Annotated in this window: 19 protein-coding genes; 7 read left to right on the forward strand and 12 right to left on the reverse strand. The window is 64.6% G+C overall.

The annotated features are described in order from the left end of the window. Positions 1–6: 6 nt before the first annotated feature. Entirely contained in the window at positions 7–999 is a 993-nt protein-coding gene (locus RHPLAN_RS05550) for a Bug family tripartite tricarboxylate transporter substrate binding protein (RefSeq protein ID WP_084244373.1), read from the reverse strand. A gap of 171 nt (positions 1,000–1,170) precedes the next feature. Here RHPLAN_RS05550 and RHPLAN_RS05555 point away from each other — a divergent pair, with 171 nt between their 5' ends. Both RHPLAN_RS05555 and RHPLAN_RS05565 read left to right on the forward strand, forming a co-directional pair. Further along, positions 1,171–2,163, forward strand: coding sequence for a substrate-binding domain-containing protein (locus tag RHPLAN_RS05555; RefSeq protein ID WP_068014590.1), 993 nt, complete (start codon positions 1,171–1,173; stop codon positions 2,161–2,163). Between the two features lie 1,716 nt (positions 2,164–3,879). Continuing rightward, positions 3,880–4,848: a tripartite tricarboxylate transporter substrate-binding protein gene (locus tag RHPLAN_RS05565; RefSeq protein WP_068014594.1), complete on the forward strand. Its 969-nt coding sequence runs from the start codon at positions 3,880–3,882 to the stop codon at positions 4,846–4,848. Positions 4,849–4,850: 2 nt separating this feature from the next. Here RHPLAN_RS05565 and RHPLAN_RS05570 read toward each other — a convergent pair whose 3' ends face one another. The 4 genes from RHPLAN_RS05570 to RHPLAN_RS05585 form a co-directional block, all read right to left on the reverse strand. Then, positions 4,851–5,915, reverse strand: a complete 1,065-nt coding sequence (locus tag RHPLAN_RS05570; RefSeq protein WP_084244375.1) for an aminopeptidase P family N-terminal domain-containing protein — start codon at positions 5,913–5,915, stop codon at positions 4,851–4,853. Between the two features lie 10 nt (positions 5,916–5,925). Continuing rightward, on the reverse strand, positions 5,926–7,023 hold the full coding sequence (locus tag RHPLAN_RS05575; protein WP_068014599.1) for a M24 family metallopeptidase: 1,098 nt from the start codon (positions 7,021–7,023) through the stop codon (positions 5,926–5,928). Further along, a complete protein-coding gene (locus RHPLAN_RS05580; protein WP_068014602.1) occupies positions 7,020–8,687 on the reverse strand; it encodes a hydantoinase B/oxoprolinase family protein in 1,668 nt (555 codons plus the stop codon). Before RHPLAN_RS05580 ends, RHPLAN_RS05575 begins: the two co-directional genes overlap by 4 nt. Before the next feature lie 187 nt (positions 8,688–8,874). Then, complete coding sequence (locus RHPLAN_RS05585) at positions 8,875–10,929, reverse strand: hydantoinase/oxoprolinase family protein (protein WP_068014605.1); 2,055 nt, start codon at positions 10,927–10,929, stop codon at positions 8,875–8,877. A gap of 172 nt (positions 10,930–11,101) precedes the next feature. Here RHPLAN_RS05585 and RHPLAN_RS05590 point away from each other — a divergent pair, with 172 nt between their 5' ends. The 4 genes from RHPLAN_RS05590 to RHPLAN_RS05605 all read left to right on the forward strand — a co-directional run bounded on the left by RHPLAN_RS05590 (position 11,102) and on the right by RHPLAN_RS05605 (position 15,410). Continuing rightward, positions 11,102–12,079: a Bug family tripartite tricarboxylate transporter substrate binding protein gene (locus tag RHPLAN_RS05590; protein ID WP_068014608.1), complete on the forward strand. Its 978-nt coding sequence runs from the start codon at positions 11,102–11,104 to the stop codon at positions 12,077–12,079. 92 nt (positions 12,080–12,171) lie between these two features. After that, a complete protein-coding gene (locus RHPLAN_RS05595; RefSeq protein WP_068014610.1) occupies positions 12,172–13,323 on the forward strand; it encodes a Gfo/Idh/MocA family protein in 1,152 nt (383 codons plus the stop codon). A gap of 93 nt (positions 13,324–13,416) precedes the next feature. Further along, entirely contained in the window at positions 13,417–14,580 is a 1,164-nt protein-coding gene (locus RHPLAN_RS05600) for a dihydrodipicolinate synthase family protein (RefSeq protein WP_084244377.1), read from the forward strand. Next, the gene (locus tag RHPLAN_RS05605) at positions 14,580–15,410 is read left to right on the forward strand and encodes a sugar phosphate isomerase/epimerase family protein (RefSeq protein WP_157100076.1); all 831 of its coding nucleotides are present in this window, start codon (positions 14,580–14,582) and stop codon (positions 15,408–15,410) included. Before RHPLAN_RS05600 ends, RHPLAN_RS05605 begins: the two co-directional genes overlap by 1 nt. A gap of 13 nt (positions 15,411–15,423) precedes the next feature. Here RHPLAN_RS05605 and RHPLAN_RS05610 read toward each other — a convergent pair whose 3' ends face one another. Beyond that, a complete protein-coding gene (locus RHPLAN_RS05610; RefSeq protein ID WP_198164730.1) occupies positions 15,424–15,669 on the reverse strand; it encodes a DUF3551 domain-containing protein in 246 nt (81 codons plus the stop codon). Between the two features lie 104 nt (positions 15,670–15,773). Then, on the reverse strand, positions 15,774–16,637 hold the full coding sequence (locus RHPLAN_RS05615; protein ID WP_237180056.1) for a cyclase family protein: 864 nt from the start codon (positions 16,635–16,637) through the stop codon (positions 15,774–15,776). A gap of 108 nt (positions 16,638–16,745) precedes the next feature. On the opposite strand from RHPLAN_RS05615, the gene RHPLAN_RS05620 reads away from it, so the two are divergent. Further along, positions 16,746–17,465, forward strand: a complete 720-nt coding sequence (locus RHPLAN_RS05620; protein WP_068014614.1) for a DUF899 family protein — start codon at positions 16,746–16,748, stop codon at positions 17,463–17,465. Between the two features lie 105 nt (positions 17,466–17,570). On the opposite strand, the gene RHPLAN_RS39015 is transcribed toward RHPLAN_RS05620, so the two are convergent. From RHPLAN_RS39015 to RHPLAN_RS05640, 5 genes are all read right to left on the reverse strand, one after another. After that, positions 17,571–18,017: a hypothetical protein gene (locus RHPLAN_RS39015; protein WP_157100077.1), complete on the reverse strand. Its 447-nt coding sequence runs from the start codon at positions 18,015–18,017 to the stop codon at positions 17,571–17,573. Positions 18,018–18,201: 184 nt separating this feature from the next. Further along, complete coding sequence (locus RHPLAN_RS05625; RefSeq protein ID WP_068014616.1) at positions 18,202–19,554, reverse strand: MmgE/PrpD family protein; 1,353 nt, start codon at positions 19,552–19,554, stop codon at positions 18,202–18,204. A gap of 155 nt (positions 19,555–19,709) precedes the next feature. After that, complete coding sequence (locus RHPLAN_RS05630) at positions 19,710–19,961, reverse strand: hypothetical protein (protein ID WP_068014617.1); 252 nt, start codon at positions 19,959–19,961, stop codon at positions 19,710–19,712. 179 nt (positions 19,962–20,140) lie between these two features. Continuing rightward, positions 20,141–20,419, reverse strand: a complete 279-nt coding sequence (locus tag RHPLAN_RS05635; RefSeq protein ID WP_068014619.1) for a hypothetical protein — start codon at positions 20,417–20,419, stop codon at positions 20,141–20,143. Between the two features lie 107 nt (positions 20,420–20,526). Then, positions 20,527–22,209, reverse strand: a complete 1,683-nt coding sequence (locus RHPLAN_RS05640; protein WP_198164731.1) for an adenylate/guanylate cyclase domain-containing protein — start codon at positions 22,207–22,209, stop codon at positions 20,527–20,529. Between the last annotated feature and the right edge of the window lie 39 nt (positions 22,210–22,248).

Genomic DNA, 22,248 nt, shown 5'->3' on the forward strand with positions numbered 1-22,248 from the left:
AGGCCGTCAGTCTACTTTGGCGCCCGACGCCTTCACGACGTCGGCCCATTTCTTGGTTTCCGAGGCGAGGAACGCGCGCACCGTGCTTTCGTCCGCGGTGCCAGGCTCTGAACCGAGCTCGTCGAGCCGTTTGACGATGTCGGGCGAGGCCATCGCCTTGGCGACCTCGGAGCGCAATGTGGCCAGCACCGGCGCCGGAGTCTTCGCCGGCGCGACGAGCGCAACCCAGGACGAGGCGTCGAAGCCTGGCAGGCCCTGCTCGGCGACGGTCGGCAGGTCCTTCAGCGTCTTGGCGCGCGTTGCGCCGGCATTGGCCAACGCTCTCACATTGCCGCCGCGGATCTGCTGCAGGCTTGTCGGCAGCAGGTCGAACATCATCTGGATATGGCCCGCGACGAGGTCGCTCATGGACGGCGCCGTTCCGCGATACGGCACGTGCGTAAGCTCGACCTTGGCCATGGTCTTCATCAGCTCGCCGGAGAGGTGCGGCGTCGAGCCCATCCCGGCCGAACCGAAGTTGATCTTGCCCGGATTGGCCCTCGCGTAGTCCAGCAGTTCCTTGACGTCTTTGACCGGCAACTGCGGATTGACCATCAGCACGATCGGCGTTTTCGCGAAGATCGCGATCGGTGCGAAGTCGGTCTCCGGATCGAACGGCAGGGGCGTCCGGTACAGCGTCTTATTGACGGCGAGCGGACCAGGCGCGGTGAAGAGCAGCGTGTAGCCGTCCGGATCGGACTTCGCGACCGAATCGGCGCCCACATTGCCGCCGGCGCCGCTGCGCGTTTCGACGATGTACTGGTGGCCGCTTTCGCTGAGCTTTTGCGCCAGAAGGCGTGCCGTGACGTCGACCGATCCGCCAGGCGGAAACGGGTTGATGATCTTCACCACGCGATCGGGGTAGGTCTCGGCCAGGGCCTTGCTTGCAGGCAAGCCGCCGTTCGCAACGGCGATCACGAGAGCGGCGACGACAGCAACGGAACGAACGGCAGACAGCATTCTCAAGGGCTCCCCCGGTGATGGCCGACTTAAGGGCTCCCCCAGGTCCGGCCGAACATCAGCAGCGTGTCCAGATATGGGCCGCATTGCAAGCCTGCACCTTGACACAGCGAGGCCCCGCCGACACGGTCGCGCCGCTGTTTTCACCGCTCGCACCAAGAAGAGTCAGTCATGGCCGATCTGCGTTTGAACTTCGCCTGCGGACCTTACGATCGCACCCAGTCGCTGCGCGACGGAACGATCAAGCCCGATGGCATCGATCTCACGTATCTCACGATGCAGCCCGCCGAGATCTTCTGGCGCATGCTGCAGTACAACGAATTCCACGCCTGCGAGATGTCGCTGTCGAACACCACGACGGTGATGAGCGGGCCGAACCCGCAGTTCATCGCCATCCCGGTGTTTCCGTCGCGCGTGTTTCGCCACGGCTACTTCTTCGTCAACACCAAGTCGGGCATCGAGAAGGGCAGCGATCTCAAGGGCAAGCGCGGCGGCGTGCCGGAATATTCGATGACCGCCGCGGTGTTCATGCGCGGCCTGATGCAGCACGAGTTCGGCGTGAAGCCCTCCGACGTCGAATGGGTGCAGGGCCGTCATGACCGGCTCGGCCGCAAGCTCCCCGCCGACATCAAGCTGACGCAGGCGCCGGAGGGTGCCGAGCTCGGCGACATGCTGGAGCGCGGCGAGATCGACTTCATGATGACGGCGAACAATCCGCTGTCGTTCCGCCGCGGCTCGAAGAACGTGCGCCGGCTGTTCCCGAACTACGCCGAGCTGGAGAAGGACTACTACAAGCGCACCAAGATCTACCCGATCATGCACACCGTGGTGATCCGCCGCGACGTGTACGAGCACGATCCATGGGTGGCGATGAATCTCTATCAGGCGCTCTGCCGCTCCAAGGAGGCGTGCTACCGCAGCGTGATGGACGCGGGCTCGCCCAAGGCGTCGTTCGCGTGGCTGCAGCCGCTGATCGAGGAAGAGAAGAGCATCATCGGCGACGACTGGTATCCCTACGGCGTCGAGAAGAATCGCCCGACGCTCGAAGCGTTGCTGCAGTACACGCACGAGCACGGGCTCACCGACCGGCGCATGAAGATCGAGGACCTGTTCGCGCCGGCGACGCTGCGCGACATTCCGCTGAGCGAAGGCCAGCACGTTTAGAGCGTGAGCTTTTGAGCTTCCACGAAATCCATTTGGCTGTCGTGGGCGCGCACAAACGCGCAAACGGTTTGCACCTCTATCAGTAACGGTGGTCGTCGCTCTCCGACGCGTGCGGCGTATGGTAGTTCGATCAACAAAGGTGGTCGTCACCCCCGCGCTCGACGCGGGGGTCCATACGGTGACGCAACGACGCACACTCTTACGACTGCCTTTGCTGCGGCCGCTCATGGATTGCCGGGTCAAGCCCGGCAATGACACCGCCTTGGGGTTGGCGGCGCTTATTACGGATTCAATTGTCAAACAGCCTGCGCTCCTAAACGCGTCATCCAAATATCCATATAGGCGTGATTCATCGGCCCCTTCAGATCAGGCGCGGGGCCAGCGCCTCTATTCTTCCTGGTCCCTCACATGCGTGAGGGCGCGGAGCGCCGAGACGGCGCACCTTGGGGGCACCTTTGCGAGAGGTGCCGCGGACCTTTGCGATCAGGTCCGCTCGCCTCCCGGCGCTCCACTGTGGCGATTTGTTGCGAGGCCACCGTTCGAGATTCGATCGGACCGGCTGGGTTTTCACCCACCATGCTCCAGGGGGCATTTGCGCCCGCTTTCACCCGACCGCGCCCCGCCACTGAAGGCGGCCCCCTCATCGGGGACGGACGATGACCTCACACCCTGGGACGTGGTCACGAGCCACGCCTGCAGGCGCCACACCCCGCTCCGCCAAATAGACGTCCCTAGTCGACGCCCTCAACGAGCAAGGCAGAATCGCGTCTACACGTGATTTGCGAAAACGCAAACTGAAAATTCGGCGCGCTCTCTTTCGACATCACCGCAACGGGTCATCATCAGGCGCAGACACGGATACGGTCGCGGTGTTGATCGGCCGCAGGAACCAGTCGCCTCTCGCGAGGTTTGCAAAATCGGGGGCGGCGGCGGTGAGCGAATGACCATGTTCCGGACCTCCCTGACGATTCTCGCGGCATTTGGCTGCGGCGCCGTGGCCGCGGCGGTGTTCGTCTCGCGGCCCGTTCCGGCGCCCGATGATCCGCAGCCGGCCGCTGCGCCCGCTCCGGTCGCTGCCGCTCCTCCGATATCGCTTGCGCCGCCTCCGGCCGAAGAGTGGACGTCCGCGCCCGACCGGCCGCAGCCGCGTGTCATCCCGCTCGATCAATCCTCGGCTCAGTCGTCAACACAGCCTCCAGCGCAGGCGCGGCAGACGACGGGCGCGGGCAGTTCCGAGAGTGCGGCCGGTTTGGGGCAGGGTGCTGCCAGCGCTTCCAATGGCGCCGCAAACTCCTGCAATCAGAATGCCTGTGCGCGAGCTTATCACTCGTTCGACAGCGCCAGTTGCACCTACCAGCCTTCGAGGGGCGGCCCGCGACGCCAGTGTGAAAAGTAGCTCTTTGCGCGAGGCGAGGTGTTTTCAAGCTCTGCCGACTTCGGTACTTTCGATTCGGCCGTCGGCTTGCGAGCTGCTCATCCTTCGTGGTGAGAGTGGGTCCTTCGGTGACGATGGACTGGCGGCGGCCACCTTCTTCCCTATTGAAATTCTGTTGCTTCGCGGCGGGCGAATTCGTGAGGTACGCCGCGAAGCCTTTCATTTGGCCGGCACGTCTCGACCGAGCCTTGCGCTCGCGTTACCCGAGCCCAAGGCCTCTATCAAAGCGCACGCGCAAAACGTTAGTATTCGCCTATTGCACTTTGAAACGGGGGCCGCATATGCGACGCATTTTGGCGATTGCTCTCCTGCTGTTGTCTGGAACTGGCTTCGGTCATGCGCAGACTTATCCTTCAAGACCGGTTGTCGTGGTGCTGCCGTTTGCGGCCGGAGGGCCTACTGACACGCTCACCCGTGTTCTGGCGGAGCGCATGCGAGCTTCGCTCGGCCAGCCTGTCATAGTTGAGAATTCTCCGGGAGCCGCTGGGACGCTGAGTATCGCCCGCGTCGTGCGCTCGAATCCTGACGGGTACACCTTGAGTCTCGGCCCGTGGAATTCGCATGTGGTCACGGGCGCCATGTATCCGCTCCAGTTCGACCTTCTGAAGGACCTGGAGCCTGTTGCTCTGATCGCCAGCAATCCGTCGGTGGTGGTGTCCAAGAATGCGGTGCCGGCGAAAACGTTTCAGGAGTTCATCGCCTGGACGAAAGCCAATTCAGGCAAAGTCGTTGCTGGAACGGCAGGTGTCGGCGCCGGCACGCATGTGGCCGGTCTCTTGTTTCAGAATATGACCGGCGCGCGCCTTCAATTTGTGCCGTACAGAGGTGCGGGACCGGCCATGCAGGATCTCGTGGCCGGGCAGATCGATCTGATGTTCGACCAGCTTTCGAACTCCATCCAGCAAATTCGCGGAGGTACGATCCGGCCCTACGCCATCATGGCGAGCACGCGAGCGGCAGCGGCGCCCGACATTCCAACGGTCGATGAAGCAGGCCTTCCCGGCTTTTATCTCCCGATCTGGCATGGATTGTGGGCGCCGAAAAACACGCCGCAAGAGATCATCGAAAAGTTGAACAAGGCGGTGGTTGAAAGCCTTGCCGACGCGACGGTGCGCCAGCGGCTCGCCGACATCGGGCAGGAAATCCCTCCGGCTGCTCAACAAACGCCCGCCGCGCTTGGGGCATTCCACAAGGCAGAAATTGAAAAATGGTGGCCCATCGTCAAGGCGGCAAATATCAAACCCGAATAGAACTATAGGGTGTTTTGACCGACGATCAGCGGCGCTCCGCCAATCCACGGCGCTTGGTCGATCGTTAGCTCGACAGAGAAAACCAGAAATTGTCCGCTCAACGGAGTCATGTTTGCGGACGTCCGCGACGATGCGATGACCGACAACGGATAGCTGCCGGTGCAACTTTCGGCCATCCACGAGTCCAGCGTCGCGCCAGGCAAGCCTTTGAGCTTTTCTGCAAGCTGAGCCGCAATTGGCTTGCCCGGTTCGATCGATTGGATGGTGTTCTTGAACCATGCATCGGCCTGCGCGGCGCTGCCGTCTTTCGCAAATGTCCGTGTGCGGCGGACCCAGCAGCCCTTGTAGGCAATCGACGCGCGCACTGCGAAACGGTCGGCGAGGGGCGTGGGTTTTGACGTGCGATTAAGCCGGCGGTCGGCGTCGAGATCGGGTGCCACCGCGATATAGGCCTCCTCGGCACCGGCGAGCCGCGCACTTTGCTCGATCAGGCCCGCGAGCGTGCCGGCGTCATGGGCCTTGCCGCTTTCGGCTTCACACAGTGCGGCAACCGCAATGGCATCGGCGCGAGCCAGCAGCCCGCGCTCGGTGCTGTCGATCTCGCGGCGCAAGCCCGCGAACAGGGCGGTGCCGTCGATCCATTCGACCGCGGGGGCAGCGGACGTCAGATCGTCGGCGAGGCCGGCGGGGAGAGTGTCGTACTCCAGCACGCCGACGCGGCGGATCAGCGGATCGGTCTTCAACCGCTCGCCGATCAGCGCGCCGGGCTTCGGCGTGTTGACGATCTCGCTCACCGGATCGGTGGTGCGGATCCATTCCGACACGCGCTTGGACAACGCGGTGGCAAAAGCGGGTGCGCCGGTCTGCTGCACGAGCAGCAGCGCGTCGGACCAGTAAGGCGTGAAGCCGGTCAGCCATGTAACCGCGCTCGGCCGCACATTGTTGGTGTAGACCACGAACGCGTCGAGGCCCGCCGCGTCCATCTCGGTGCGAAGCTTCGCCAGCCGCGCCTCGATCGCCGCGACCGGCAACTCCGCTTCGTTTCGTCCCATCAATCCGCGACGCATTTCTTGGCCCTCACACCGCGACGCTGAACAGTTCGCGCGGCGTCCGCGTCAGCACCTCGCAGCCGTCGTCCTCCACGGCGACGCCGTCGCCCAGCACCATGTAGCCGACCACCGGATGATAGGTGTTGGGATGCACGATCAGCGCCATGCCGGTCTCGATCCTGGTGGTGACGTCCTCCAGGATGTGCGGCTTGGAGTCGGCAAAGAGCCCCATGCCGTGGCCGCGCACGCGGGTGAACTCGCTGGTGCAGTACTTGCCCATGCCGTATTTGCGGAACACGTCGTTCTCGGCCTTGGCGATGTCCGCGGCCGTCACGCCGTCGCGCACGATCGCGATGCCGGCCTCCATGGATTCGCGCCACAGCGCATGCGCGGCCTTCTGCTCGGCATTGGCCTCGCCGACGACGAGCGTGCGGCAGATCTGCGCGTAGTAGCCGTCGACGCAGGGCGTCAGCTCGGTCGTCACCATGTCGCCGCGCTTCAATCGCTTGCCGCTCGGCGGCGCCATGCCCTTCACCTCGACGCCGCCGACACCGATGATCTGGAAATTGTCGTCGACGCCGTTGGCGCGGAAGAACGCTTCGGCCTCGGCGATCAGCTCGTAGTCGGCCCGTCCCGGCCGCACCGCCTGCATGAACACCTTGTAGCCCTCGTCAGCGAGACGCGCGGCCTTGCGGATGGCGTCGATTTCGCCGGAGAGCTTCGCCATGAGGAGATGATCGACGAAGGCGGTCTGGTCGGTGAGGTTGAGGTCTTTTGCACGTGATGCGATCCGTCGCGGCAGGAGACGCTGCGGCGCCGCGCCGATCTTCTGGTTGCTCATGCGGTTGAGCGCCGCATCGACCTCGCCGGTGAGGTCTTGCGCCAGCACCACCTCGACACCGGGGCAGTCGAGCGCGGCGCGGTCGGCCTCCAGCGGGCTGTCGACATAGAGCGTGATGTGGCCGTCGCCGCGGACAATCGCGAGGCCCTGGCCTTCGATGATGCCGAAGTCGGTGGCATAGCGCAGGTAATCGCCCTGCCAGTTATTGCCGTAGACCAGGAGCGCGTCGAGGCCTTCGTCCTTCATCGCGTCGATCAGACGGACGAGCCGCTCTCCCGCGATCATGATCCGCTCCGCTTGGTGACGACGCCCGCCGCGATGTCGTGGTCCTTGGCGTCGGCCGTGCGCTGACGCGGATCGCCATAGCCGCCGCCGCCCGCCGTGAGGAAGACGACGCTGTCGCCCGCCGCGATCTCCACTTCGGTGGCTTTCTTCACGTCGGCCTCAGTGCCGTCGGCACGGCGGATGATGCACGCGTTCACGGCGCCGGGCTCGCCGCCATGCAGGCCCCAGGGCGGATCGCGGGTGCGGTCGAGATTGATGTTGGCCTTGCACTTCTGCAGCAGCTTATAAGTGAGCTCGATGCCGAGCCCGCCGCGATATTGGCCGTCGCCGCCGGAGTTGGGCCGCAGCGCGTGGGTCTCGACCAGCACCGGATATTTGATCTCCTGCAGTTCGACCGGCGTGTTGCGCACGTCGCCCTGACACACCGAGACAGCGGCGTCCTCGCCGTCCTCGTTCGGGCGGCCGCCCCAGCCGCCGCCGAAGATGTTCATCAGGATGAAGCGAGAGCCGTCGTCGCGGAAGCCGAAGAACGAGCAGCCGCCCATGTCGCCCTTGTGCGCGGCCGGCACGAGATGCGGCACGGCCGGTGCGAGCGCCTTGAGGATGGTGTCGATCACGGTCGGCAGCGCGATGCTCCAGAGCCCGAGCGCCGCCGGCGGCTTGGCCGACAGCATGGTGCCCTCGGGCAGCACCACTTCGAGCGGGCGGAAGCAGCCTTCGTTGACGTCGAGATCGGGCGACGTGAGCGCCTTGAAGGCGACGCGGGCACCGGCGATGCCGCCGCCGCGCCCGGAGTTGAGCGGGCCCGGCGTCTGCGGGTTCATCTCGGAAAAATCGACCGTCATCTGCGAGCCGCGGATGCGGACCTTGACTTTGACGCGCACCGGCTTGTCGAGGCTGCGGCCGTCATTGTCGAGGAAGCTCTCGGCCTCGTAGTCGCCATCCGGAATTTTCTCGACCACGGCGCGAGCCGAGGCCTCGGCCTGGTCCCAGACTTTTGAGATGCAGGCCTCGACGGTCTCGCGGCCGTAGCGCGCGATCAGTTCGCCGTAGCGCCGCGCGCCGAGCTGGCACGAGGCGATCTGCGCGCGCAGGTCGCCGAGCGCAGAATCTGGATAGCGCGTGTTGTCGCGGATGATCTGCCACAGCGTCTCGTTGCGCTTGCCGGCTTCGTAGATCTTCAGCGAGCGCATCTGGATGCCTTCGGCATAGATGTCGCTCGAGCCGTAGGACCCAAAGCCCTGGCGCACGCCGCCGATGTCGACCCAATGCGCGCGGTTGGCCGCGAAGCCCACAAGCTGGCCGTTGTGGAAGCAGGGCGAGTAGACCACGACGTTGTTGAGGTGCTGGCCGCAGATCTCGCCCTGGTTCATGACGATGACATCGCCGGGCGCAAAGCCGTCGAGGCCATAGCGCGCGATGCCGTCGGCGACGGCGACGCCCAGGTCGGCAAGGAAGATCGGCAGGCCGCCGCGGTTCTGCGAGATCATCCGCGCTTTCGTGTCGATCAGCCCGCAGCAGTAATCGCGGACCTCGTAGATCATCATGTTGTAGGCGGCTTTGGACAGCGCGTTCGCCATCTCGTCGGCGTAGGCGACGATGGCGTTGCGCACGACCTCGACGGTGATCGGATTGGCTTCGTTGCGGGTTGTGCTGTTGGTCATGGGCAAACTCCCGCAACTCGTGTCCCGGGCGCAGCGCAGCACGAAGTGATGCGCTGCAGACCCGGGACCCCGGTTGGACTGCGGTGAAAAAGAAAGAAACCGGGGTCCCGGGTCTGCGTCGCATCATTCCGCGCAAGCGCGCTCCATGCTGCGTCGCGCCCGGGACACGTGGGGAGAGGGCGGGGGCTCATGACAGTTTCACATCGATTACGAGATGCCCCGCGTCGGACACCGTCGCCACATCGCCCGCATGAATGAGCGTCGTGGCGTTCGGCTCCTCGATCATTGCGGGTCCTTCGACCCGGGCGCCGACCGCGAGCGACGGCCGCCAAACGATACGGGTACGCAAAGGCTTCGCCGCGTCGGTGTAAATCACCTCGCGCCATTGATCCTCGACCGGTGCCTCCGGCTTCCACGGCTCCGACAGCCATTGCTCGGCGAGCGTATCGGCCCGCGCCGCGGTGACGACGAGGCGCACTTTGACGATCTCGAGCCGCTCTTCCGTGGCGGCCTGGCCGTAGCGCTGGTCGTGCTCGGTGTCGAAGGCCGCGCGCAAGGACGAGAAGTCGCCGGTGAGCAGCGAAGCGTCCTTCACCGGAATCGCGATGGTGTGCTCCTGGCCGACATAACGCAGGTCGGCCAGATAGGCGAAATCCGCGGTGTCGGGCGCAATGCCGTCGCGCAGCGCCTGCGCGCGGCCGGCTTCGGCCAGTTCGGCGAACACGGCCTCGACCCCTCTCGCGTCGAGCGAACCGAGCAGGCCATAAAGCGTGCGCACGAAATCCTGCCGCCACGACGCCATCAGCATGCCGAGCGCCGAGAACGTGCCCGGCACCTTGGGCACGATCACCTTCGGAATGAAAATCTCGCGCGCGATCGCGACCGCGTGCAACGGCCCCGCGCCGCCGAACGCGATCATCGCGGTGTCGCGCGGATCGACGCCCTTCTTCACCGACACGGCGCGGACCGCGAGCGACATGGCGGCATCGGCGATCTGCACGATGCCGAGCGCCGCCTCCTTGATGCCGAGCCGCGTTGGGCCGCAAAGTTTCTGTTCCATCGCGCGCTCGGACGCTCTTACGTCGAGCTTCATCGCGCCGTTGAGGAAGCGCCCGGCGTTGATGCGGCCGAGCACCAGGTTGGCATCGGTCACCACCGGATCTGTCGAGCCTTTTCCATAAGCGGCAGGGCCGGGATCGGCGCCCGCGCTTTTCGGACCGACGTGGATGCCGCCGGTCGGATCGCACCAGGCGATCGAGCCGCCGCCTGCGCCGATCTCGACGATGTCGACGACGGGAAGCTGCATCGGCTGGCCGCTCGCTTCGCCGCCGATGGTGTAGCCATCTTCAATGGCGGGAACGCCCCTGGTGATGAGGCTCGCTTTGGCCGTGGTGCCGCCCATGTCGAAGCCGATGCAGCGCTCGATGCCCATCAGCGCGGCGAGCCGGCCCGCGCCGATGATGCCGGCGACCGGACCGGATTCCATCATCGACACCGGCTGCTCCTGGGCGAGCCGCACCGACATCACGCCGCCGTTGGAGCGCATGATGTTGAGCTTGCCGGGAAACACGCCGTCGCGGAGGTGGCTTTCGAGCCGGCCGAGATAGGCCTGCACGGTCGGGCCGACGAAGGCGTTGAGGGCAGTGGTCGAGGTGCGTTCGTATTCGCGGTATTCGCGGACGATCTCGTGCGACAGCGTGACGAACAGCTTCGGATTGGCGGCGCGGAGCATGTCGCCGACGCGGCGCTCGTGGATCGGATTGGCGTAGGCGTGCAGGAAGCACACCGCGACCGACTCGATGCCTTCTTTCGCCAGCGTCGTCGCCAGCGCCTGCACCTCAGCGTCCTCGAGTGCGGTCAACACCTCGCCCTTGGCGTTCATCCGCTCGGTGATCTCGAAGGTGAGCTCGCGCGGGATCAGCGGCTTGGGCCGGTGAAAGAACAGATTGAACGCCTCGATGCGGTTGCCGCGGCCGATCGCGTAAGTGTCGCGGAAACCGCGCGTGGTGATCAGCGCGGTGCGCGCGCCCTTGCGCTCCAGCACCGTGTTGATGGCGATGGTCGAGCCATGCAGGAGCTCCGACAAGGCCCGCACGTCGCAATCGGCGAGCCTGAGGCTCTCGGCGATGCCACGGGTCGGATCGGCCGGAACCGTGGAGGTTTTCGAGGTGACGATCCGGCCGTCGACGCAGCCGACCAGGTCGGTGAAGGTGCCGCCGATATCAACGCCAACAATGTTCATGCAGACCCGACTGACTTTGAGGGCTGCCAGAATCCATAAAGCCGCGCCGGGTTGTCAACCGGTGCCTCAAGTCGGTGATTTTGCGTAAACGCGCGAGAATATTGGCCCCCGAGGACTGTTTTCGCCCTCGCGATCGGGGCATCATCCTTCAAAACCAAGCCGGGAGGGAAGCATGATGCCAAGATCGCTCGCTGCCTGCGCGGTGATGATCGCGGCTTTGACCTCGGCGGTCGATGGGCAAGCCCACGCGCAAGGCTTCCCCGACCGGCTGATCCGCATCATCATTCCATTCACGCCGGGCGGCTCCAACGACATCGTGGGGCGCGAGCTTGCCAACGGTTTCCAGGAGCGCTTCAAGCAAAACGCAGTGGTCGAAAACCGCCCGGGTGGCGGCGGTGTCATCGCCTATGCCGGGGTCGCCAAGTCGCCGCCCGACGGCTACACGCTTCTGATCGCGCCAGTGTCCTTCACCATCACGCCGCATCTCACCCGCACGCCGACGTTCGATCCGGTTCACGATTTCGCGCCGATCAACCTCGTGGCCGACGTGCCTTTCGTCATGGTCGTGCCGTCCTCGCTGCCGGTGCACACCGTCAAGGAGTTCGTCGAGCTCGCGAAGAGTTCACCGAGTAAGCTGAGCTATGCCTCGGTCGGTGCTGGCACGCCACAGCATCTCGGCCCTGAGCTGTTCAAGCTGAAAGCCGGCATCGACATGGTGCACGTGCCGTTCCGCGGCGCCATCGCCGCCATTCCCGATCTGCTGGCCGGCCGTGTCCACGTCTTCATCGGCGCGATCAACTCGCTGTTGCCGCTGATCCGTGAGGGCAAGCTGCGTGCGCTCGCCTCGGCGGGCACGTCCCGTATTGCAGCGCTCCCGGACGTGCCGACCATGGCCGAGGCGGGTTTCCCCGGCGTCGAAGTCGGCTCCGGCGTGGGCCTTGTGGCGCCGGCCGGTACGCCGCCCGATGTCATCGAGACGCTGCATCGCGCCACTGCCGACATCATCGCCACGCCCGGATATCAGGAGCGCATGACAGCGATCGGCGTCGTCACGGTCGGCACCACGCCGCAGGAATACGGAAGGATCATCAGCGAGGAATATGTCAAGTGGGGCAAGGTCGTGGCCGCCGCCGGCATCACGCCGGAGTGAATAACGCGGGACACACGCCCGGCGCTGGCTTCCAGCCTTGATGCTGCGATAGAAGTACCTTTCCGCACGGCTTTTTTTAAGGACTGAACTTCATGGCTCAACAGCGTCTCGGCATCATCATGAACGGCGTCACCGGACGCATGGGCATGAACCAGCATCTGATCCGGTCCATCGTGGCGATCCGCGAGCAGGGCGGCGTTCAACTCAAGAACGGCGACCGGGTGATGCCCGATCCGATCCTGGTGGGCCGCAATGCGGAGCGGGTGCAGAAGCTCGCCAAGGCGCACGGCATCTCACGCTGGACCACCGATCTCGACGCCGCGCTGAAGGACAAGAAGGACACGCTGTTCTTCGACGCCGCGACCACGCAGCTCCGCGCCGAGCTCTTGAAGAAGGCGATGAAGGCCGGCAAGGACATCTATTGCGAGAAGCCGGTGTCGGAGACGCTGAAGGACGCGCTCGATCTGGTGCGCGTGGCCAAGAAGGCCGGCATCAAGCACGGCGTCGTGCAGGACAAGCTGTTCCTGCCGGGCTTGCTCAAGCTCAAGCTGCTCATCGATTCCGGGTTCTTCGGCCGCATCCTCTCGGTGCGCGGCGAGTTCGGCTACTGGGTGTTCGAGGGCGATTGGGCGCCGGCACAGCGGCCGTCGTGGAACTACAAGAAGGCCGAGGGCGGCGGCATCATCCTCGACATGGTCTGTCACTGGCGCTACGTGCTCGACAACCTGTTCGGTGATGTCGAGAGCGTCACGTGTCTCGGCGCGACGCATATCCCCAAGCGCGTCGATGAGAACGGCAAGACCTACACCAACGACGTCGACGATGCGGCTTACGCCACCTTCCAGCTCAAGGGCGGCGCCATCGCGCACATCAACATGTCCTGGTGCACGCGGGTGCGCCGCGACGACCTCGTGACCTTCCATGTCGACGGCACGCTCGGCTCGGCGGTGGCGGGCCTGCAAAAATGCTGGAGCCAGGCGCGGGTCAACACGCCGCGGCCGGTGTGGAACCCGGACATCCCGCAGCCGATCCAGTTCTTCGACACCTGGCAGGAGGTGCCTGGCCTCGGCGTCTACGACAACGGCTTCAAGACCGAGTGGGAGATGTTCATCCGGCATCTCTACGAGGACGCGCCGTTCAAATGGACGCTGCTCGAGGGCGCCAAGGGTCTGCAACTGGTCGAGGCCGCGCACAAGAGCTGGAAAGAGCGGCGCTGGGTCGACATTCCGGCGCTGAAAGTCTGATATACCGACGCTCTCTCCCCGCCTCATCCTGAGGAGCGCCCGAAGGGCGCGTCTCGAAGGATGGGGCGGCCCTGAGTTTGTGAGGTTCGTAAAGTGCCGACGTTAAATCTCCCCACCGCCGGCGGCCGCGTGACGGCCTATCTGATGCAGCCGGCGCGGAGCTTCCGCAAGGCCGAGCCGCCGTTCAACCGTATCGCCTATGCGGCCGCGCATGTGGTCGCCGATCCGCTGGCCGACCGCGAGCCGTGGCTCGACGCCGCGATCGATTGGGAAACCACCATCGCGTTCCGCCGGCACCTGTGGTCGCTGGGCCTGGGCGTCGCCGAGGCCATGGACACCGCGCAGCGCGGCATGGGCATGAACTGGGCGAATTCGCTGGAGCTCATCCGCCGGAGTCTCGACGCCGCGAAGGACTTTCCCGGCGCGCTGATCGGCTGCGGCGTCGGCACCGATCATCTCGAAGCGGGCCCCGGCACGACCGTCGACGACGTGATCCGCGCCTATGAGGAACAGTGCGAGGCGGTCGAGAAGCTCGGCGGGCAGATTATTCTCATGGCGAGCCGTGCGCTGGTGAAGGCCGCGCGCTCGCCGGACGACTACATTACGGTCTACGAGCACATCCTCAACCAGGTGCACGAGCCGGTGATCATCCACTGGCTCGGCGAGATGTTCGATCCCGCACTCGACGGCTATTGGGGCTACAAGGACCACATGACCGCGATGGATGTCGCGATCGACGTGATCGCCGCCAACCCGGACAAGGTCGAAGGCGTAAAGATCTCGCTGCTCGACAAGAACAAGGAAATCACGATGCGGCGGCGGCTGCCGCAGGGCGTCAAGATGTTCACCGGCGACGATTTCAATTACGCGGAGTTGATCGCCGGCGACGAGCAGGGCTATTCCGATGCGCTGCTCGGCATCTTCGATGCGATCGCGCCGGCGGCCTCCGCCGCGCTCGACGCCTTCACGCACGGCAACGCCGCGCTGTTCCACGACATCCTGGCGCCGACCGTGCCGCTGTCGCGTCACATCTTCAAAGCGCCGACGCGCTTCTACAAGACCGGCGTGGTGTTCATGGCTTATCTCAACGGCCTGCAGAACCATTTCTCTATGATCGGCGGCCAGGAAAGCGCGCGCTCGACCTTGCATCTGGCCGAGCTGTTCCGGCTGGCCGACGCCGCGGGCCTGCTGCTCGACCCGGAGCTCGCGGCATCGCGCATGCGTGCCACCATGGCGGTGCGCGGGGTCGACGCCTGATGCGCGATCTGTCCCGCGACAAAAGCCTGCTGGCGATCAACTCGGCGACCGTGAAGCCGTGGACGCTGGAGCAGCTCGTCAAGGGTTGCAAGCGCGCCGGCATCACCGCGATCGCGCCCTGGCGCGACATCGTGCAGGCGGTGGGCATCGACAAGGCCGGCGCCATGATCCGCGGCGCGGGGCTGACCGTGAGCTGCCTCTGCCGCGCCGGCCTGTTTCCGGCGGCCGACGAGGCCGGACGCAGAGCCGCGCTCGACGACAACCGCCGCGCCGTCGACGAGGCCGCCGCCATTGGCGCAGGTTCTCTCGTTCTGATCGCGGGCGGCTTGCCGAAGGGCTCCAAGGACCTTGCCGGCGCGCACGAGCAGGTGCGCGACGGGCTCGCAGCACTGCTGCCGCACGCACGCGATGCCGGCGTGCCGCTTGCGATCGAGCCGCTCCATCCGATGTATGCGGCGGACCGCGCCTGCGTGAACACGCTCGCGCATGCCAACGACCTTTGCGACGAGCTCGGCGAGGGCGTCGGCGTCGCGGTCGACGTCTATCACGTCTGGTGGGACCCCGATCTGCCGCGCCAGATCAAGCGCGCAGGCAAGCGCATCCTCACCTATCACGTCTGCGACTGGCTGGTGCCCACCAAAGACCTGCTGCTCGACCGCGGCATGCCGGGCGACGGCGTGATCGATCTGCGCGCCATCCGCCGCATGGTCGAGGCGACCGGCTACGACGGGATTATCGACGTCGAGATTTTCTCGGCGCAGGACTGGTGGAAGCGCGAGCCGAACCAGGTGCTGCGCATCTGTCTCGAGCGGCACCAGACGGTAGTCTAGAAGCCCCGGCTGCTTACCGGTGCCTGCGGTGCGATCCGCCGGGCGAATCCGAACCGGTATAGAAGTTGTTCGGTGTGCAGAACGCGCCGGTGCCGGACGCTGCGGCCTGGCACTGCTCCAGCGTCACGAAATAGCAGTTCGACGAGCCGGACTGGGCGACGCCCTCTGCGCACCAGCGGTAGGGGTCGGCCTTGGCGCCGGTCATTGAGGCTCCGGCGAGGGCGAAGACAATGGCGGTCGCGGCAATATGGAAGCGCATCGGAATCTCCATGGAAGATCGAGCAATAATCCAATCATAGCGCCCGCGGCTGTGACGGGCCTCACACGATTGGATGATGTCGGCCGCCCCGGAGCCAGACGGTACTAGGGGACGATCGCGAAGGCCCGCGCCGGGAAACCGAGGCCTTTCCGGACCTTCGGCCAGGTCACCACGATGACGGCTCCCTTCGGCGGCACCTGATCGAGGTTCGCCATCACCTCGATTTGATAATGCCCGTGCTGCAGGAGCCAGGTTTCCGAATCCATCTTGTCGGTCGTGTCGGTGTCCATCGCCTCGTGTCCGGTCGCTGTGACGCCGCGCTGCTCATAGAGGAACTTGATGGTCTCGAAGGCCCAGGCCGGGAACGGCGCCCGCTTGAAGCGCTCCGGGTCCTTGTCCCAGTCCTTGTACATGTCGGTGCGCAGCGCAACGAACGAGCCGCGCGGCACGCGTCCGTGTTTTTTCTCCCAGGCCTTGAGGTCTTCGACCGAGAAGGCGTGGTTCGGGTCCTTGGCGAGATAGGGCGTGCTGTCGAGCACGATCAGCGGCAGGATCATCTGCTTGAGCGGGATCTCGTCCATCGTGATCCCTTTGTCGTCGAAGTGCGCCGGCGGATCGACATGCGTGCCGTACTGCCCGGCCATCTCGTAATACGTCGTGCGAAAGCCGTCCTTCGCGATCGTGTAAGGCTCGTGCGTTTTCGGATCGGCCGCCGGCGAGAACTTCGCCTGCCCGAAGCCCGACCACACCGGCGTCTGCGGCCCGAAGCTATGCGTCAGGTCGACGAATTTCTTCGACTGGATGATCTTGTACGCCCGCGCGAGATCGGATTGCGCGTGGGCCGGTGGCGCGAACGCCAGTGCGATCACGAAGGCCACAAGCGATTTGGAAAGGCTTGATGTGAAACCCGGCATGAACGGCTCCCCATAAATCCGCGCGTCGAACAGCGCGATCAGCGTGTCGCGCACAATTGTCCACGCCCGCTCACCTTCTGCAACTGCAAGCTTGAGGAACTTAACGCCACACGGCGGCGTTCAAACCTGCGTATCCCCACGAGAGTTTGGCAGGTCAAAGCCATGGAACACATCCACTATCCCAATGAGACCGCGGAATATCGTGCCGCCCGCAATGCGCTTCTCGACGAAGAGATCGCTCTTCGGGCGCAGATCGAGGCGGTGGCCGCGAAGCGCCGTGCGCTGCCGCCCGGCGGCGAAGTCCGCGAGGACTACGTCTTCGAGCGGATCGGCAAGACCAGCATGCCGGAAAAGGTGAGGATGTCCGAACTGTTCGGACCGCACGACACGCTCATCCTGTACAGCTTCATGTACGGACCCGAGCGGGAACTGCCGTGTCCCGGCTGCACTCATTTGCTTGACGGCATCGATGGCGCCGCACGACATGTGGGCAAGCGCGCTGCGCTCCATGTCGTCGCGAAATCTCCGATTGCGCGCCTCGCCGCCTGGGCACACCAGCGTGGTTGGGAGCATCTTTCCCTGTTGTCCACCGCGGGCAACAGCTATGACGCCGACTATTTCGGCGACACGTCAAAATTTTCCAAGGAGATGCGCGCCCAGCACCAGGTGCGGGACGGTCAGAACTGGGACGAGACGATCTTCAACGTCTTCCGCCGGCATGGCGGTGCGATCAGGCACTTCTGGGGCTCGGAGATGAGCTTTGCGCCGCCCGCTCCCAAACAGCACCATCGCGCCGGCGATCTTGTCGATCCGCTCTGGGGGTTGCTCGATATGACTCCTGAAGGCCGCGGCGATTTCTTTCCAAAAGTGAATTACGATTGAGCCCGTGCGACGCGGCCCATGGAGCAATGGCGATCAGCCAGAACCAAAGCCGCAAAAGGCAAGGAAGCGCAAAGGCGCAAAATGACGCCTTCGTCTCGCTCGATGTCAATGTTCGATTGCCCGTGTTTGCCAATCTGCCATCAGCTGGGCCAATTCCTCAGACCTGTAAGCGTAGTTATCCGGAAGCCAAACGTCTCGGCCGCCTAAGAAGCGTAAATTCAGCAGCGCATCAGCATCGTTTTTTGGCGGCCCCACCCGAAACCCGACCGGTACAGACCCTCGGCCTAGCGCTGGACGAAAGTCACCCACTTCGCGCCAAAGATAGCGCTCACGACGGCAACCAGCCAATTCAAAGCCAATTTCGTCCAGCCGAAGCGATCCCGATCTAAGCTGGATGACTGCGCGTCTCAGCATGGCCAGGCATAAAGCTGCGACTGAAAACATCACCACGGCTACCGCGATATCCGGTTCGGGATGGCCCGTGCTCAAGCCGCGACCCATTATGCCGGCATAAACCAATGCCGCGGCGCCAATTGCCGAGAGCAGAGCCAAGGTCTTCATTCGAAGGGAAGAAGACGAGGTAAGTGTAACAGGACCGGGAAATTGTGAGAGTACGTCTTCGCTTGGGGCGGGTGGGGACATTGGTCGTCTCAATCTCTAGCGCAGCTATGCTGCTAATTTTCAGTCCATCGCTTCGCGATCCTTGCATTCGGACTTCTTCTTTTCAGCGCGGGCTCTAGTTGGCGCCGACGCGCACCTCGTCGAACAGCACGGTCCATTGCGCGTCATTCTCGATCTTCCACGCCCGGTCGAGCACCTTCTGCAATTGCGCAGGCGCAAGTCTCCGGCCCGCCAGGCCTTTGAATTTGTCGATCAGTTGCGCGTCGCTCATCGGGCGGTCGTGATGCCCGATGGGATTTGAGAGCTCCGCGGTTCTGGTTTCGCCGTTCTTCAGCGTGATGCACATCCGGCACGGCAGGCTTCCCGGATAGCGGCGGTTGAAGTCGGCGTCCTCGGTGATGGTGATCTTTTTCATCAGCTCCAGCGTGCGCGGGTCGTTGAACCGCGCCGGCTCGAAGATCGCATCGGTGTAGGCGCCGTCGATCAGCACCGCGCCGACCACGTAGGGCATGCTGTGGTCCGCGGTCTCGCGCGTCGCAGGCTTCCATTTCTCCTCGCCGCTGCCGATCTCGAACCAGGCGAAGTGATAGGTGAACACTTCGATCTTCTCGATGTCATCGAGCTTGATCTGCGGGCGCAATTCGAGCGCCAGGAACGCCGGACCCTGGGCGTGGAATTCGCTCAGGAAAAACTTGTAGTCCGCCTTCGGCAGGCTGAAGCCCAGCGGATCGATCGGGAACGGACAGATCTCCTCGGCGCCGATCACGGCGGTGAGCCCGTCCTCGAACGGCGTCGGCGGCCCCGCCATGCCGGCCTGTGCCATGATGGCGGCCGTGACGCCGTTGCGCGCCGCATTCGCGGCGGCGCAGCCCTTCCACATGGTGAGATGGCCGCGGCGGCTGATGTCGGTGCCGAGATTGGGCACCGCGGCGAGCGCAATGGCGTGGGCGGTCTGTTCGAGCGAGAGCCCCAGCACCTTGCTGGCGCCGACCGCGCTCGACACCGCGTTGTACAGCACATAATCCAGCGCGTGCTTTCGCATCGGAAAGGCGCGGAACAGGTAGCGATGTGCCTCGTAGCCCAGCACGATGCCGGTGATGGCCGCCTTCATGTTCGCGCCCGAGGCCTGTGCCACCGCCAGGATCGGCAACAGGCAATCGCTCGGATGTCCGCCGCCGCCCGGGTAGGTGTCGTTGCCCTCGATGTAGCGGCTCGCCACCGCATTGGCGAAGGCTGCGAGCTCGGGCAGCGTGCGATGCGCGGTGCCGATCACGGCGGCGCCGTTGGCCACCGATGCCCGCGTGGCGACCGCGCGCGCGATGCGCGCCGGTTCCGCGTCAAAGGCCGCGATCGCGCAGCCGATGGTGTCGATGATGCGGCGCTTGCAGTCGTGCACCACCTCAGGGGGAAGATCTTCGAACGTCAGACGTGTTGCGAACTCGGCGATGCTTTGGGTGCTGTGGTCCATGGCGGCGACTGTAGCGGCTGGGGTGAGGGCGGCCAAGACGCTCGGACCAGAAGACGCCTGCACAAGAAGACGTTCGCCCGACAACGAATCGCGGCACAAACGAAAGACGCCGGAGCGGGCTCCGGCGTCTCGACGCTCGATTGATGCTCCGAAGTTTACCAGCGGTCGACCTCGGCGCCGGTCGGGGTCTGGAATGCGCGCTTCTCGGCTGCGGTGAACGGCTCACGCGCGCCGTAAGTCCATTCGGTTGACGTGCTGGTCGCTGCGGACGCGCGCGCGTTGTAGGCATTTTCCTGCTGGGCGCGTGTCTGCTGGCGGGTGTGCTTGACGTTGTCGGCAAACGCGGATGAAGCCGACACCGAGAATGCGAATGCGGCGATCATGAGGGAGACGGTGTTCTTCGACATGGCTCTGCTCTCTGCTGTTCGATGTCACGGCGACATCCATGGTCGTTAAATAGATCGGCTGGCCTTTTGTGCATGTGCGAAATCGCACAAGACGGATGTGCTTGCGGTCCGCCGGCCCGATGACCGCAAACGAAAAGAGGCGGGACATGATCCCGCCTCTTTCCAACGCGAAGCCACCATCAGTACTCGAGAAGCTTCCGGTTGTAGCCGACGCTGCCGCCACCGGTCGCTTGCGGGCTGTTGCGATCGGCGAAGCCGCCGCCGCTGCTCTCAACCGCCATCCCGAACGCTTCGCGGCCGCGATTGTGCGTGGCGGTGCGGTCGTGATGGCGGGCCGGCGTATAGCCCGACTGGGCGTAAACCGGGGCGGTGCTGGAGAGCGCGATGAACGAAGCCGTGAATGCGGCGGCGGCGAGAGTCTTGGCCCGAAAAGTCTTGGCACGGTTTGAAATCAACATGGGATGTTCCTTCGATCTTCGATGCCGGATGGCATCCGATGATTGGAAGGTAGGAGACCGGCGTTCGCAGCCCGGTGCGAAATCGCACATTGCCATCATGGGGGCGATCAAGCCGCGAGCGTCGGGCTGAGAATTGTTTCGAGATCGCCGCGGCGGCGAATGAGAGCGACACGCATCGGTTCGGGCCGGCCCGCGATCCTGACGGCGGATTTTTCGAGCAACGTCATGTCGAGGGATGCTGACGCAATGGCTTCTGCGGAAGCCACCACGGTGCATCCGAATTCCTTCGAAGTGCCTTCGAGCTTGGCCGCGACGTTGCCGGTGTCGCCGAGAAACTGCAGCGATTGGGAGCCGCCATCGGAAATCCAGCCCACCACCGAGGGGCCGACATGGATGCCGATGCCGATCCGCAGCGGACGCGGCAGCTCGCTTGCGAGCTCGGCGTTGAGGGCGTCGAGGCCCTGCCACACCGCCAAGGCGGCATGCAGCGCCTGCCGCGCGCTGGCGCCTTGGTCGGCGCGGAACACGCTCATGACGCCGTCGCCGGCGATGCTGGTGACATGGCCGCCGTGCTTGCGAATGCCGGACGTGACGGCCTGAATGAACCGATCGAGGATGAACAGGACATCGAACGGCAACCGTCCTGCGGCGAGTTCGGTCGAGCCGCGGAGGTCGACGAACATCGCCGCGATGTCGATCTCGCGGCCGCCGATTTCGGCAGCCTCGAAGCGCAAGGCTTGCGCATGCTCGGCAAGGCGCGGCCGCACCAGCAATTCGACCGCGAGATCGGCAACCGGCCTGGTCTGGCAGGCGAGCCGCACATCGGGCGGCGCCTGGATCCGGCGCAGCGTGCGTTGTTCCAGTTCGTCAGGCGGTGGCAGCGCATTCGCGCCCTTCATCACGCGGATGCGGCAAGTCGAGCAGCGTCCCCGCCCGCCGCACGTCGATTCATGCGCGATGCCGGCCCAGCGGCTGACCTCGAGCACCGACAGACCAGGCGGCACCGAAACCGTGTTGCCGCCCGGATAATGAATGCGGACGCCGCTAAATTGCTTGGCGTGCCAGTCGCGCAGCCAGCGCAGCGCGAACACCGCGGCGATCAGCGCCGCATAGGCGGCCAGAAGGCCATTGACCACGAGATTCAAAGTTTCGGCATTCGGCACGGGAGGCCGCGCCGTCGCAACGGCGCCAGCTTGTGCGATTTCGCGCAGGTCGAGGCCTGCCTCGACGATACCAAGAATGGCCAGCACCGGAATGAGCGTTGCGACCGATGCCAGCGCCGGCGCGGCCTTGCGATACCAGGCCGTGCTTCGAAGCCAGGAATGAAGCCCGATGCAGCCGTGAAACCAGACGAACAGCAGCAAGGCGAATTGGCGTGGCAGCACAGATTCCGGCGATGAAACCCACATCTGCTGCAGGATTTTCGCGTAGCTGGATTCGATTCCGAACAGCGAGAAGCCGAGCCGGACGCCCGCAGCATGCGGGATCAGCAGGAACGGAATGCTCAAGCCCAATGCGAGCTGCCAGGCCTCCACGGCCGGCATGCGCAGATGGCGCCGCCGGTAGAGCGCCGACAATCCCAGGGTGCCATGAACGAGAAACGAGCCGTACAGCGCGGTCAGTCCCGCGAAGGTTTGCCATGGATCGATCAAGATCAAACGCGCGGCATTCATCGCCGCAACGGAGCGAATGCCGAATGAATGGCTGATGAAATGCGATGTGGCGTAGCCCAACAGGATGAGACCTGTTGCAAGCCGCATCGACCGAACGGTGTATTGAACGCGATCCATCATCATTTGCATCGCGGGTTTACCGATTCCGCTATTCCA

It is taken from the genome of Rhodoplanes sp. Z2-YC6860, assembly GCF_001579845.1.
Classification (GTDB): Bacteria; Pseudomonadota; Alphaproteobacteria; order Rhizobiales; family Xanthobacteraceae; genus Z2-YC6860.